At 66.7% G+C, this 13,312-nt stretch carries 11 protein-coding genes; 3 read left to right on the top strand and 8 right to left on the bottom strand.

The features are described from left to right. Nucleotides 1-60: 60 nt before the first annotated feature. From EA796_RS09150 to gcl, 6 genes are all read right to left on the bottom strand, one after another. The gene (locus EA796_RS09150; RefSeq protein WP_122108394.1) at nt 61-978 is read right to left on the bottom strand and encodes an urea transporter; all 918 of its coding nucleotides are present in this window, start codon (nt 976-978) and stop codon (nt 61-63) included. Nucleotides 979-1,188: 210 nt separating this feature from the next. Continuing rightward, nucleotides 1,189-2,604 (bottom strand): pyruvate kinase, encoded by a 1,416-nt coding sequence (gene pyk / locus EA796_RS09145; protein ID WP_122108393.1) that lies wholly within the window; start codon nt 2,602-2,604, stop codon nt 1,189-1,191. Continuing rightward, complete coding sequence (locus tag EA796_RS09140) at nt 2,601-3,875, bottom strand: glycerate kinase (RefSeq protein WP_122108392.1); 1,275 nt, start codon at nt 3,873-3,875, stop codon at nt 2,601-2,603. The genes pyk and EA796_RS09140 overlap by 4 nt, the downstream gene beginning before the upstream one ends. 198 nt (nt 3,876-4,073) lie before the next feature. Continuing rightward, on the bottom strand, nt 4,074-4,991 hold the full coding sequence (locus tag EA796_RS09135) for a 2-hydroxy-3-oxopropionate reductase (RefSeq protein WP_368664882.1): 918 nt from the start codon (nt 4,989-4,991) through the stop codon (nt 4,074-4,076). Beyond that, nucleotides 4,978-5,760 (bottom strand): hydroxypyruvate isomerase, encoded by a 783-nt coding sequence (hyi, locus tag EA796_RS09130; protein WP_122108391.1) that lies wholly within the window; start codon nt 5,758-5,760, stop codon nt 4,978-4,980. Before hyi ends, EA796_RS09135 begins: the two co-directional genes overlap by 14 nt. A 114-nt stretch (nt 5,761-5,874) precedes the next feature. Further along, the gene (gene gcl, locus EA796_RS09125; RefSeq protein ID WP_031302778.1) at nt 5,875-7,650 is read right to left on the bottom strand and encodes a glyoxylate carboligase; all 1,776 of its coding nucleotides are present in this window, start codon (nt 7,648-7,650) and stop codon (nt 5,875-5,877) included. A gap of 335 nt (nt 7,651-7,985) precedes the next feature. Here gcl and EA796_RS09120 point away from each other — a divergent pair, with 335 nt between their 5' ends. Further along, nucleotides 7,986-8,420 carry a heme-binding protein gene (locus EA796_RS09120; protein ID WP_021442614.1) on the top strand — a complete coding sequence of 145 codons (435 nt, stop codon included), beginning with the start codon at nt 7,986-7,988 and terminating at the stop codon, nt 8,418-8,420. 265 nt (nt 8,421-8,685) lie between these two features. On the opposite strand, the gene EA796_RS09115 is transcribed toward EA796_RS09120, so the two are convergent. Next, nucleotides 8,686-9,330, bottom strand: coding sequence for a TetR/AcrR family transcriptional regulator (locus EA796_RS09115; RefSeq protein ID WP_122108390.1), 645 nt, complete (start codon nt 9,328-9,330; stop codon nt 8,686-8,688). Between the two features lie 212 nt (nt 9,331-9,542). Between EA796_RS09115 and moaA the strand changes: the two genes are divergently transcribed. Together moaA and EA796_RS09105 are read left to right on the top strand one after the other, a co-directional pair. Next, nucleotides 9,543-10,538 (top strand): GTP 3',8-cyclase MoaA, encoded by a 996-nt coding sequence (gene moaA, locus EA796_RS09110; protein WP_122108389.1) that lies wholly within the window; start codon nt 9,543-9,545, stop codon nt 10,536-10,538. Nucleotides 10,539-10,581: 43 nt separating this feature from the next. Beyond that, nucleotides 10,582-11,421: an ABC transporter substrate-binding protein gene (locus EA796_RS09105; protein ID WP_122108388.1), complete on the top strand. Its 840-nt coding sequence runs from the start codon at nt 10,582-10,584 to the stop codon at nt 11,419-11,421. Nucleotides 11,422-11,425: 4 nt separating this feature from the next. Here EA796_RS09105 and EA796_RS09100 read toward each other — a convergent pair whose 3' ends face one another. After that, nucleotides 11,426-12,892, bottom strand: coding sequence for an NCS1 family nucleobase:cation symporter-1 (locus tag EA796_RS09100; RefSeq protein WP_122108387.1), 1,467 nt, complete (start codon nt 12,890-12,892; stop codon nt 11,426-11,428). Between the last annotated feature and the right edge of the window lie 420 nt (nt 12,893-13,312).

The raw sequence follows: 13,312 nt of genomic DNA, 5'->3' as shown, positions 1-13,312 counted from the left end.
CGACACACGGCGCCCCAGGGCGCCGTTCTGCGTACTGGGGATCGGCCCGGTCGAGACTGTTCAGGGTTGGCGCCGCGGCGCACTGTCCTTCACCGCCTGACGCCAGCGTTGCGCACTGGCCTTGACCAGCCAGCAGGCGAGGATAAAGGGCATGGTCAGCGCCGGTATTTCGAGAGCGGCGAAACCCGGTTGCAGCAGCAGGGCCAGCAGCAGGCCGCACAGCGGCGCGATGGGGTTGCGCTGCACCTGGGCCAACGCGATGGCGGCGAGGCTGGCGTTGTAGCCGTAGAGTCCGGCCAGGGCGCCGTCGCTGGGCCAGCCCTGCAGCAGGGCGAGGGCGAAGCCGGCGCTCGAGCCCAGCACGGCCCACAGTGCGGCGCGGCGGTCGGCCAGCAGCAGGCCGAGTAGCAGGGCGAGGCCGGCCAGCGGCGCGTCGAGGAAGATGACCTGGCCCAGGCCGCGCAGCACCGCCAGCAGCAGCTCCACGCCGGCCAGCTCGGGCGTGGCGGGCGCCAGCGCTGGCGCTGCCGGCGGCAGGCCCAGCGGGGCGGCCAGGGCCAGCAGCGCCCAGCCCAGCACGACGAACGGGAAGGTGAAAGCCGGCAGCCAGCCATGCTGGCGCATGCGCCGCATCCAGGGGGCCAGCAGCAGGCTGGAGAGCCCGGCGCTGGCGACGATCAGCAGCGGCAGCAGCGGTGTCCAGGCCAGTTTCAGGCTGAGCAGCAGGCCGAGCAGGATGCCGTTGTAGCCGTACAGGCCGATGGCGATGTCCGCCTGCGGGTAGCCGCGGCGCTGCGCCACCAGCATCGAGGCCAGGCCGCCGAGCAGCGCGCCGCCGAGCAGGTCGGGTGCGCCGAGCACAATCGCCAGCAGCACCAGCAGGCCGCAACCGGGGTGCTGCTGCAGGAAGATCTGGGCGAAGCCGCAAAGCAGGGCGCGCAGGCCTTGCAGGGCGTGCTGGGAAGAGAGAGGCGACATGCTGGACTCGAAACAAAAAGAGGCGCCCGATGGGCGCCTGCAAACTGGTTATGCCCGCGCGGGGCTCGGGGAGCGCGTTCTTCCTGGATTCATTCGCGGCTGAAGCCGCTCCCACAAGGCCGCGTGTAGTGCGGATGAAGCCGGGGAAACAGGGGATTTCCCCGGATTTCATCTGGGCTACGGTGCTGTATTGCGTTGAGCGCCGCCGGCTCAGTGCAGGGTTTCGATCCTCAGGCTGTTGGTGCTGCCGGGCTGGCCGAAGGGTTCGCCGGCGGTGATCACCACGGTGTCGCCGCGCTGGGCCATGCCCTGGGCCTGGGCGATCTCCAGTGCGGTGCTGGTGACTTCCTCGACCTTGTGCAGGCGCTCGTTGACCACCGAGTAGATGCCCCAGGCCACGGTCAGGCGGCGTGCGGTGGTCAGGCTCGGGGTCAGGCTGAGGATCGGCGCCTTGGGCCGCTCGCGCGAGGCGCGCAGGCTGGAGCTGCCGGATTCGGTGTAGTTGACCAATGCCGCCACCGGCAGGATCGCGCTGATGCGGCGAATGGCGCAGCTGATGGCGTCGCTGGCGGTGGCCTCGGCCTGCGGGCGGCCGACGTCGAGCTGGCTCTGGTAGTCCGGGCCGTTCTCCACCTGGCGGATGATCTTGCTCATCATCTGCACGGTTTCCAGCGGGTAGTCGCCGGAGGCGGTCTCGGCCGACAGCATCACTGCATCGGCGCCTTCGGCCACGGCGTTGGCCACGTCGGTGACTTCGGCGCGGGTCGGTGCCGGGGAGAAGCGCATGGATTCGAGCATCTGCGTGGCGACGACCACCGGGCGGCCCAGTTGGCGGCAGGTGCGCACGATGTCCTTCTGAATGCGCGGCACGTTCTCGGCCGGCACTTCCACGCCCAGGTCACCGCGCGCCACCATGATGGCGTCGCACAGCTTGGCGATTTCTTCGAGATGCTGCACCGCCGAGGGCTTCTCGATCTTGGCCATGAGGAAGGCCTTGCCCTGGATCAGTTCACGGGCCTCGACTATGTCCTCGGGGCGCTGCACGAACGACAGTGCCACCCAGTCCACGCCCAGCTCCAGGCCGAACGCCAGGTCGCGGCGGTCCTTCTCGGTCAGCGGCGACAGCTGCAGCACGGCCTCGGGCACGTTGACGCCCTTGCGGTCGGACAGCTCGCCACCGGCGATCACCTCGGTGATCACGGCATCGGCCTGCTTGGCGGTCACCTTCAGGCGCAGGCGGCCGTCGTCCAGCAGCAGGCTCATGCCCGGCTGCAGGGCTTCGATGATTTCTGGGTGGGGCAGGTTGACCCGGCTGGCGTCGCCGGGCGTGGCGTCCAGGTCCAGGCGCAGGCTCTGGCCGTTGACCAGTTGCACCTTGCCGTCGGCAAAGCGGCCGACACGCAGCTTCGGCCCCTGCAGGTCCATGAGGATGCCGATGGGCTGGCCCAGCTCGCGCTCCACCTGGCGCACCCACTGGTAGCGCTGGGCGTGATCGGCGTGTTCGCCGTGGCTGAAGTTGAGGCGGAACAGGTTGACCCCGGCTTCCACCAGCTGGCGGATATGCGCGGCGTCGCGGATCGCCGGCCCGAGGGTGGCGAGGATCTTCACTTTCTTGTCGGCGTTCATTGGGCAGGGCTCTCGAGAATCAGAATGGCGCGGAAATCGTTGACGTTGGTACGGGTCGGCCCGGTGACGATCAGCTCGTCGAGGGCGGCGAAGTAGCCATAGCCGTTGTTGTTGTCCAGTTCGTCGCGGGCAGACAGGCCCTTGATGCCGGCGCGGGCATGGCTGTAGGGCGTCATGATCGCGCCGGCGTTGTCTTCGGAGCCGTCGATGCCGTCGGTGTCGCCGGCCAGCGCGTAGACGCCGGGCAGGCCCTTGAGGCTGTCGGTGAGGCTGAGGAGGAATTCGGCGTTGCGCCCGCCGCGGCCGTTGCCGCGTACGGTGACGGTGGTTTCGCCGCCGGAAAGAATCACGCATGGCGGTTTGATCGGCTGGCCGTGCAGCTGCACCTGGCGGGCGATGCCGGCATGCACCTTGGCCACGTCACGCGACTCGCCTTCCAGGTCGCCGAGAATCAACACCGGCAGACCGGCCGCTTCGGCCTTGGCGGCGGCGGCGTCGAGCGATTGCTGTGGGGTGGCGATCAGCTGGAAGTGGCTGCGGGCGAGTACCGGATCGCCCGGCTTGACCGTTTCCGAGCGCGGGTCCTGCAGCCAGGCGCGCACGTTGGCCGGGATGTCGATGGCGTAGCGGGCGAGAATCGCCAGGGCTTCTGCCGAGGTGGTCGGGTCGCCCACTGTGGGGCCGGATGCGATCACCGTGGCCTCGTCGCCGGGCACGTCGGAGATAGCGTAGGTGTAGACGGTAGCCGGCCAGCAGGCCTTGGCCAGACGGCCGCCCTTGATCGCCGAGAGGTGCTTGCGCACGCAGTTCATCTCGCCGATGGTGGCGCCGGATTTGAGCAGCGCCTTGTTGATCGCCTGCTTGTCCTGGAGGCTGATGCCCTCGGCCGGCAGCGCCAGCAGCGAGGAGCCGCCGCCGGAAAGCAGGAAGATTACCCGGTCGTCTTCGCCAAGGTTCGACACCAGCTCCAGCACGCGGCGGGCGACGCGCTCGCCGGCGTCGTCCGGCACCGGGTGGGCGGCTTCCACCACTTCGATCTTCTTGCAGTCGGCGCCGTGCTCGTAGCGGGTCACCACCAGGCCGCTGACCTCGCCTTGCCACTCCTGCTCGATCACCTCGGCCATGGCCGCGGCGGCCTTGCCGGCGCCGATGACGATGACGCGGCCGCTGCGGTCGGCGGGCAAGTGGTCGGCCAGCACCTGGCGCGGATGCGCGGCGGCGATGGCGGTGGCGAACAGGTCGCGCAGCAGGCGTTGCGGGTCGAAGGTCATGGCGGCTTTCTCTTGTTCTGGGGTGACGCTGGATCGATTCCAGTCCGCAGGCGCCGCATGGCAGCGCCTGGGGAGTGGAATCGACCGACCTGGCAATCGGGCCGTGACACCTCCTGCCAGGAAGGTCGAAAGGGTGCCGGGGCTCGCCCGGCCAATCGGTGCGCACGGCGCACCCTACCGTGCGCCGTGTGCGGCGATTTACTCGCCGCGGATATTGAAGTTGGCCATGTGCTCCAGACCCTTGATCAGGGCGGAGTGGTCCCAGCCGCTGCCGCCGAGGGCCGCGCAGGTGCTGAACACCTGCTGGGCGTTGGCGGTGTTGGGCAGGTTCAGGCCCAGCTCGCGGGCGCCGGACAGCGCCAGGTTGAGGTCCTTCTGGTGCAGGCTGATGCGGAAGCCCGGATCGAAGGTGCCCTTGATCATGCGCTCGCCGTGCACTTCGAGGATCTTCGAGCCGGCGAAGCCGCCCATCAGCGCTTCACGCACCTTGGCCGGGTCGGCGCCGTTCTTGGCGGCGAACAGCAGGGCTTCGGCGACTGCCTGGATGTTCAGCGCGACGATGATCTGGTTGGCCACCTTGGCGGTCTGGCCGTCGCCGTTGCCGCCGACGCGGGTGATGTTCTTGCCCATGGCCTGGAACAGCGGCAGGGCGCGTTCGAAGGCGTTCGGGCAGCCACCGACCATGATCGACAGGGTCGCGGCCTTGGCGCCGACTTCGCCGCCGGACACCGGGGCGTCCAGGTAGGCGGCGCCGGTGGCCTTGATCTTCTCGGCGAAGGCCTTGGTGGCGGTGGGGGAGATCGAGCTCATGTCGATCACCACCTTGCCGGCGCCGACGCCCTGGGCGATGCCGTTGTCGCGGAACAGCACGTCTTCGACCTGCGGGGTGTCCGGGACCATGACGATGATGAATTCGGCTTCCTGGGCCACTTCCTTCGGGTTGGCCAGGGCGATGCCGTTGTCGCCCAGCAGGTCGGCCGGCGCCTTGTCGAAGTGCTCGGAGAAGAACAGGGTGTGGCCGGCCTTCTGCAGGTTCTGCGCCATGGGCTTGCCCATGATGCCGGTGCCGATAAATCCGATTTTAGCCATGCGTAGAGTCTCCTCAGATTGCGTTATGCGCTTTCATCCAGCCGAGGCCGGCAGCGGTGGTGGTTGCCGGCTTGTATTCACAGCCGATCCAGCCCTGGTAGCCGATGCGATCCAGGTGCTCGAAGAGGAAGCGGTAGTTGATCTCGCCGGTGCCCGGCTCGTTGCGGCCCGGGTTGTCGGCCAGCTGCACGTGGTTGATGGCGGCCAGGTTGCTCTCAACCGTGCGGGCCAGGTCACCTTCCATGATCTGCATGTGGTAGATGTCGTACTGCAGGTACAGGTTGATGCTGCCGACCTTGTCGCGGATGTCCAGGGCCTGCTTGGTGTTGTTCAGGTAGAAGCCGGGGATGTCGCGGGTGTTGATGGCTTCCATGACCAGGCGGATACCGGCGCCGGCCAGCTTGTCGGCCGCGTAGCGCAGGTTGTCGACGAAGGTCTTTTCCACGGTCGCGCAGTCCAGGCCCTGCGGGCGGATGCCGGCCAGGCAGTTGATCTGCTTGTTGCCCAGCACCTTGGCGTAGGCGATGGCCTGGTCGACGCCGGCGCGGAACTCCTCGACGCGATCCGGGTGGCAGGCGATGCCGCGCTCGCCCTTGCCCCAGTCGCCGGCCGGCAGGTTGAACAGCACCTGCTCGAGCTGGTTGGCGTCCAGGCGGGCCTTGATCTCTTCCACCGGGAAGTCATAGGGGAAGAGGTATTCCACGCCGCTGAAACCGGCTTCGGCGGCGGCGGCGAAACGGTCCAGGAAGTCCACTTCGGTGAACAGCATGGACAGGTTGGCAGCAAAACGGGGCATGGTGTGCTCCTTGTCGTAGCCCGGATGCAATCCGGGGCGGTGTTGCGGTCTTCCCGGATTGCATCCGGGCTACGTCGTGGTGGCCGGGTGCGCGTGGCACACCCGGCGGACGGATCAATCCAGCAGCGAGATGGCGGTCGGCGCGTCGACGCCGCGCTCGGCCAGTTCCTCGAACTCGTTGATGGCGTTGATCTCGGTGCCCATGGAGATGTTGGTGACGCGCTCCAGGATGATCTCCACCACCACCGGCACGCGGTGCTCGGCCATCAGGCGCTTGGCTTCGGCGAAGGCGTTCTGCAGCTCGTTCGGGTCGAACACGCGGATCGCCTTGCAGCCCAGGCCCTCGACCACGGCGACGTGATCGACGCCGTAACCGTTGAGCTCCGGCGCGTTGATGTTCTCGAACGCCAGCTGCACGCAGTAGTCGATGTCGAAGCCGCGCTGCGCCTGACGGATCAGGCCCAGGTAGGAGTTGTTCACCAGCACGTGGATGTACGGCAGGTTGAACTGCGCGCCGACGGCCAGCTCCTCGATCATGAACTGGAAGTCGTAGTCGCCGGACAGCGCCACCACGTTGCGGTTCGGGTCGGCCTTGACCACGCCGAGGGCCGCCGGAATGGTCCAGCCCAGCGGGCCGGCCTGGCCGCAGTTGATCCAGTGGCGCGGCTTGTAGACGTGGAGGAACTGCGCGCCGGCGATCTGCGACAGGCCGATGGTGCTGACGTAGCAGGTGTCCTTGCCGAAGGCTTCGTTCATCTCTTCGTAGACGCGCTGCGGCTTGGCCGGCACGTTGTCGAAGTGGGTCTTGCGCTGCAGGGTGCGCTTGCGCTCGCGGCAGGCTTCGACCCAGGCGCTGCGGTCCTTCAGCTTGCCGGCGGCCTGCCACTCGCGGGCCACTTCGAGGAAGGCGTCCAGCGCGGCGCCGGCGTCGGAGACGATGCCCAGATCCGGGTTGAACACGCGGCCGATCTGGGTCGGTTCGATGTCGACGTGGATGAACTTGCGGCCCTCGGTGTAGACCTCCACCGAACCGGTGTGACGGTTGGCCCAGCGGTTGCCGATGCCGAACACCAGGTCGGAGGCGAGCAGGGTGGCGTTGCCGTAGCGGTGCGAGGTCTGCAGGCCGACCATGCCGACCATCAGCTTATGGTCGTCGGGGATCGCGCCCCAGCCCATCAGGGTCGGCACCACCGGTACGCCGGTCAGCTCGGCGAATTCCACCAGCTTGTCCGCCGCGTCGGCATTGAAGATGCCGCCACCGGCGACCAGCAGCGGGCGCTCGGCTTCGTTGAGCAGGGCGATGGCTTTCTCGGCCTGGATGCGGCTGGTGGTCGGCTTGGCCACCGGCAGCGGCTCGTAGGCGTCGATGTCGAATTCGATCTCGGCCATCTGCACGTCGAACGGCAGGTCGATCAGCACCGGGCCGGGACGGCCGCTGCGCATTTCCTGGAAGGCGCGCTGGAAGGCGCGCGGCACCTGGCCGGGTTCCATCACGGTGGTCGCCCACTTGGTTACCGGGCCGACGATGCTGGTGATGTCGACCGCCTGGAAATCTTCCTTGTGCATGCGCGCACGCGGCGCCTGGCCGGTGATGCACAGAATCGGGATGGAGTCGGCCGACGCCGAGTACAGGCCGGTGACCATGTCGGTGCCGGCCGGGCCGGAGGTGCCGATGCACACGCCGATGTTGCCGGCATTGGTGCGGGTGTAACCCTCGGCCATGTGCGAAGCGCCTTCGACGTGACGGGCCAGGACGTGATCGATGCCACCGAGTTTCTTCAGTGCGGCATACAGGGGGTTGATGGCAGCGCCGGGGACGCCGAACGCGGTATCGACGCCTTCGCGGCGCATCACCAGTACGGCTGCCTCGATTGCTCTCATTCTGGCCATAATCTTGTGCCTCTTTTGTTATCAGATTGTATACAAAACACCTGGCTCGGATTCTATGCAGGCCATGACTTCGCGGTCAACAATTTTTCCGGTGCAGCCTGTCGCCTGGGCCAAATTCTTTTGAAACGCCCGTTTGACGGGGTTGGCAGTGCAGGCGAAGAGGTGTGTCGCGCTAACTGTATACAATAAAAAATAATATTGTATGTAGTGGTTGAATTTTTTGTTTCTGGTGGGATAGTGAGGGCGAGCTTTGGATTGCCTGGGGCCGTCGGCATGCGCAGTGCCGGCCTCGCTCCGGGCGTTTCGTTCCCTTCGTCACTTCAGGAGTCATCCGCATGAGCAACTTGAACCTGCAAACCGCCAACGCCATCGGTAACCGCGCGCTGGCCGTGGGCCGCGAGATAAAGGCGGCGCCGCTGACCGTCGCCGTACTGGATGCCGGCGGGCATCTGATCTGCCTGCAGCGCGAGGACGGCGCCAGCCTGCTGCGCCCGCAGATCGCCATCGGCAAGGCCTGGGGTGCGCTGGCTCTGGGCAAGGGCTCGCGCCTGATCGCCGCCGACGCGCAGCAGCGCCCGGCCTTTATCGGGGCGGTGAACAACCTGGCCCAGGGCAGCCTGGTGCCGGCGCCGGGCGGCGTGCTGATCCGCGACGAGCGCGGCGAAGTGATCGGCGCCGTCGGCATCACCGGCGACACCTCGGATATCGACGAGCAGTGTGCGGTCAGCGCACTGGAGTCGCTGGGGCTGAAGGCGGATGCCGGGGCGTAGGGGGGGCGTGCGCACCGGCTTTAGCGCCGGTGCGCGTTATGCCCGGATTGAGCGGGCTACGACTGTGGGAGGGGCTTTGGCCGCGACTGCGGCTTGGAGGCGTCGCCGCTAAAGCGCCGCCCACTGTTTCCAGGTCGTTGCGTAGGGTGGATGTCGCTTTTTACATCCCCCAGAGCGGTGGATCGGTAAGGCGCGATGCGTCCTGCAGGATGCCGAACATCTCTTTAACTCGGTACGCACGGTGCACCCTGCTGCGGTCAGCCGCTTAGACGCTGCTCACCAGCTCGGAAGCCGTGGACGGCGCCGGAGCCACTTCGCACCCCTTGAGCACCAGGCGGATGATGGTCTGCGCCGCGGCTTCGTAGTCGGCGTCGTCCAGGCTGGCCTTGCCGGTGACGGTGGAGATCTGCCAGTCGAAGTCGGCATAGGTCTGGGTCGCGGCCCAGATGCTGAACAGCAGGTGGTGCGGATCGACCTGCGCCATCAGGCCCTTGTCGACCCAGCGCTGGATGCAGGCGATGTTGTGCTTGGCCTGGGCATTGAGCTGCTCGGTCTGCTCCGGCGACAGGTGCGGCGCGCCGTGCATGATCTCGCTGGCGAATACCTTGGAGGCGTAAGGCAGCTCGCGGGAGATGCGGATCTTCGAGCGGATGTAGGCGGTCAGCACCTCGCTCGGGTGGCCCGCCTGGTTGAACGGCGCGGAGGCGGCCAGCAGCGGTTCGATGATGCTTTCCAACACCTCGCGGTAGAGGTTTTCCTTGGACTTGAAGTAGTAGTAGACGTTGGGCTTGGGCAGGCCTGCCTTGGCCGCAATGTCGCTGGTCTTGGTGGCGGCGAAGCCCTTGTCGGCGAACTCTTCGCTGGCCGCGCGCAGGATCAGCTCTTTGTTTCGTTCGCGAATGCTGGTCATAAGGCCCTGTGATCTGCTCAGCCGCCGGGCGGCGGTCGGGCATGGTAGCACCGGCCTTGCGCGGGGCTCAAGCCAGCGGCCACGGGCCGCACAGCGGCTATCTGACCCATGGGTCAAATTCCTGTATACAAAAAATCGCTTTTCTGTTTCTATCCCTGTCAGCGATATCCATAACAAAAAGTCTCGGCGCGCGACGCTGCAGGAGACCGGCTGTGCATACGACCCAACTCGTCGACCCCTTCGGCCGGCGCATCACCTACCTGCGGCTGTCGGTCACCGACCGCTGCGACTTTCGCTGCACCTACTGCATGAGCGAGGACATGGTCTTCGCCCCGCGCCAGCAGATTCTCAGCCTGGAAGAACTCTACGCCGTGGCCGACGCCTTTATCGGTCTCGGGGTGCGGCGCGTGCGCATCACCGGCGGCGAACCGCTGGTGCGCAAGAACCTGCTGAGCCTGCTGCAGCGCCTGGGCGCGCGCGCGGAGCTGGACGACCTGGCGATCACCACCAACGGCACGCAGCTGGCCGAGCTGGCGCCGCAGCTGCGCGCGGCCGGCGTGCGCCGCCTGAACGTCAGCCTGGATTCGCTCAAGCGCGAGCGTTTCGCCGCCTTCACCCGGCGCGACAAGCTCGACCAGGTGCTGGTCGGCATCGACGTGGCGCGCGCCGCCGGCTTCGAGCGGATCAAGCTCAACAGCGTGGTGCAGCGCGGGCGCAACGACGACGAGGTGCTCGATCTGGTCGAGTTCGCCATCGCCCGCGGCCTGGACATCAGCTTTATCGAGGAAATGCCGCTGGGCAGCGTGGTCAGTCACAGGCGCGAGCAGACCTTCTGCTCCAGCGACGAGGTGCGCGCGCGCATCGAGCAGCGCCATGCGCTGGTGCGCAGCAGCCAGGTCACCGGCGGGCCGTCGCGTTACTGGCAGGTGGTCGGCAGCGAGTCGCGGGTCGGTTTTATCTCCCCGCACAGCCACAACTTCTGCGGCGACTGCAACCGCGTGCGGGTCACCGCCGAGGGCAAGCTGGTGCTCTGCCTCGGCCACGACAACGCGCTGGATCTCAAGCGCCTGCTGCGCGCCCACCCCGGCGACGGCGCGCGCCTGCGCCAGGCGCTGATCGAGGCGCTGCGCCTGAAACCCGAGCGGCACCACTTCGCCAGCGACGAGCAGGTACAGGTGGTGCGCTTTATGAGCATGACCGGCGGCTGAGCCGCCTGACCGGATTCCCAGAACAACAATAAGGAGGCTTGCAATGAAGCCCGTACCACTGTGTCTGCTGTCTGCCGTTCTGCTGACGCCCACTGCCCTGGCGCAAAGCTATGTGGTCGGCGTCGAGGATCTGCCGTTCGCCCCGCACTACAGCCTCGACGCCCAGGGCGACTACCGCGGTTTCGCCCGCGAGGTGCTGGATACCTTCGCCGCCGACAGCGGTATCAGCCTGAGTTACAAGGCGCTGCCGGTGGAGCAGCTGTTGCCGGCGCTGCAGCGCGGCGAGATCGATTTCAAGTACCCGGACAGCCCGCACTGGGCGCAGGCGCAGAAGGCCGGCATGACCCTGCACTACAGCCAGGCGGTGGTCGATTACGTCGACGGCGTGCTGGTGGCGCCGCAGCGGCAAGGCCAGGCGCTGGAGGGCATCGCTCGCCTGGCCATGGTGCAGGGCTGGACGCCGCGCGGTTACGAGCAGCGCATCGACAGCGGACAGATCCGCCTGAGCTACAGCGACGATCTGCGCCAGATGATTCGCCAGGCGCTGAAGCAGGACACCGATGGCGCCTACTTCAACGTGGTGGTGGCGACCCATTACCTCGACAACATCCGCGCCCGCCCCGGCGCCCTGGTGTTCGACCCCAAGCTGCCGCACACCCGCGGCAGCTTCCATCTGTCGAGCGCTCGCCAGCCCGAGCTGATCGCGCGCTTCGACCGTTTTCTCGGCGAGCGCGCGGCGCAGGTCGCGGCGCTGAAGGACAAGCACCGGGTCGAGGCCAATCTGGACAGCGAGTACATCGGCCTGGAGCAGTGGAAGGTGGACTTTCTCGAACGCCAGAAAGCCAAAGCCGGCGCACGGGCGCCGGCTTCGTCCACCCCGTGAGGCTTCAGACGACAGCGCTGGCGCGCTTCACCGCCTGGGCCTGGCCACGCATCAGCCCGTAGTGCAGGGCCGCACCGAGCAGTGCGCCGAAGATCCAGGCGTAGCCGGACAGCTGGCTCAGGCCCGGGGTCCATACCGAGGCGACGGAGAACACCGAGGCCACCGCGAAGGCGATCAGCGCCTTGCGGTTCCAGCCGCCGTCGAAGTAGTAGGCCGAACCGACCTCGGCGCTGAACAGCTGCTGCAGGTCGAGCTTGCCGCGGCGCACCAGGTAGTAGTCGGCGACGATGATGCCGTACAGCGGCGCCAGCACCGCGCCCAGGGTGTCGACGAAGGCGGCGATGCCGACGTTGCTGATGAAGGCCACCCACAGCGCGCCGATGAAGAAGGCGATGGCCGCGGTGATGAAGCCGCCGGTGCGCGCGCTGATATGCGCCGGCGCCAGGTTGGCCAGGTCGTAGGCCGGCGGGATGAAGTTGGCCACCAGGTTGATGCCCACGGTCGCGGCGAAGAAGGTCAGCGCGGCGATGATGGTCAGGCTCAGGTTGTCCACCCGCGCGACGATGTCGGTGGGGTTGGTCAGCGTCTCGCCGAACACCACCACGGTGCCGGCGGTGATCACCAGGGCGATCAGCGAGAAGAACGCCAGGCTCACCGGCAGGCCGAGGAAGTTGCCGACGGTCATCTGCTTTTCGCTTTTGACGAAGCGGGCGAAGTCGCCGTAGTTGATCACCACCGCGGCGAAGTAGGCGACCATGGTGCCGACCACGGCGAAGAAGGCGGCTACCGGGCCGGCAGCATACTCGCCGCTGCCGTCGAAGATGTTGCCCAGCTCGCCGAGCAGGCTGGGGCCGGCCTGGTACCAGATCATCGCCATCAACGCGATCATCACCACGTAGACCAGCGGCCCGGCCCAGTTGAGGAACTTGGTGATCCAGTCGATGCCGCGGATGAACAGCGCCACCTGGAACACGCAGACGATCAGGTAGGACAGCCAGCCGATGGCGGTCATGCCGAGGAAGGTGGCCGGCGCCTCGGGCTGCAGCAGCGAGTTGAGCAGCAGCGCCACCGCGGTGGAGGCGAAGTAGGTCTGCACGCCGTACCAGAAGATCGCGACTATGCCGCGGACCAGGGCCGGGAAGTTGGCGCCGCGCACGCCCATGCTGGCACGGGCGAACACCGGGAAGGGAATGCCGTACTTCACGCTCGGCTTGCCGGTCAGCTGCACCAGGCCCATGACGATGAAACCGGCGAGGACGATGCCGGCCAGCACCGCCCAGCCGTTGAGCCCGTAGGAGATGAACAGGGTGGCGGCCAGGGTGTAGCCGAACAGGCTCTGGATATCGTTGGACCAGACGTTGAAGATCTCGAACCAGCCCCATTTGCGTTTCTCCGGGGCGAGCGGGGCGAGGTCCTCGTTGTGCAGCGAGGTATCGATGTGCTTGATGCGGAATTCTTCGGCGTTGGACATGGACAGCTCCCAGTTTTGTTCTTGCGCCGTGGCGGCGTATGAGGAGATTTGTCTGCAGGTTCCGTTCCGTTTTTGTAGACGCCGTTCGGCCGATCTTGTGTATACAGCCGTTTCGGCAGAATTTCGGTAGGAACCTGATTGCCTTGTACACATAAAACGCGCCGCTGAATATGGCTTTCTGACAAATTGCACACAAAAAAGCTGTTTATTGTGTGCAAAAACTTGACCTGCTGGTCAGTTGTATGCTTGCAAGCCATTGATGGAGAAGCCGGATAGGGCGGCTCGATCCTGCACCGATGCGGTGCTGGGCCTGGTTCGTAAGCGCCCGGTTGGTGCGGGATCGGGTTGGTAAAGGCTGTGCTCCGTGCGCCCCTTGCGCTCGGCGCAAAGAAAAAGGGGGAAGGGCGCAAGGCCCATCCC

This window comes from Pseudomonas sp. AOB-7, assembly GCF_003696305.1.
Classification (GTDB): Bacteria; Pseudomonadota; Gammaproteobacteria; order Pseudomonadales; family Pseudomonadaceae; genus Aquipseudomonas.
This window is presented reverse-complemented; position numbering and strand designations above follow the sequence as displayed.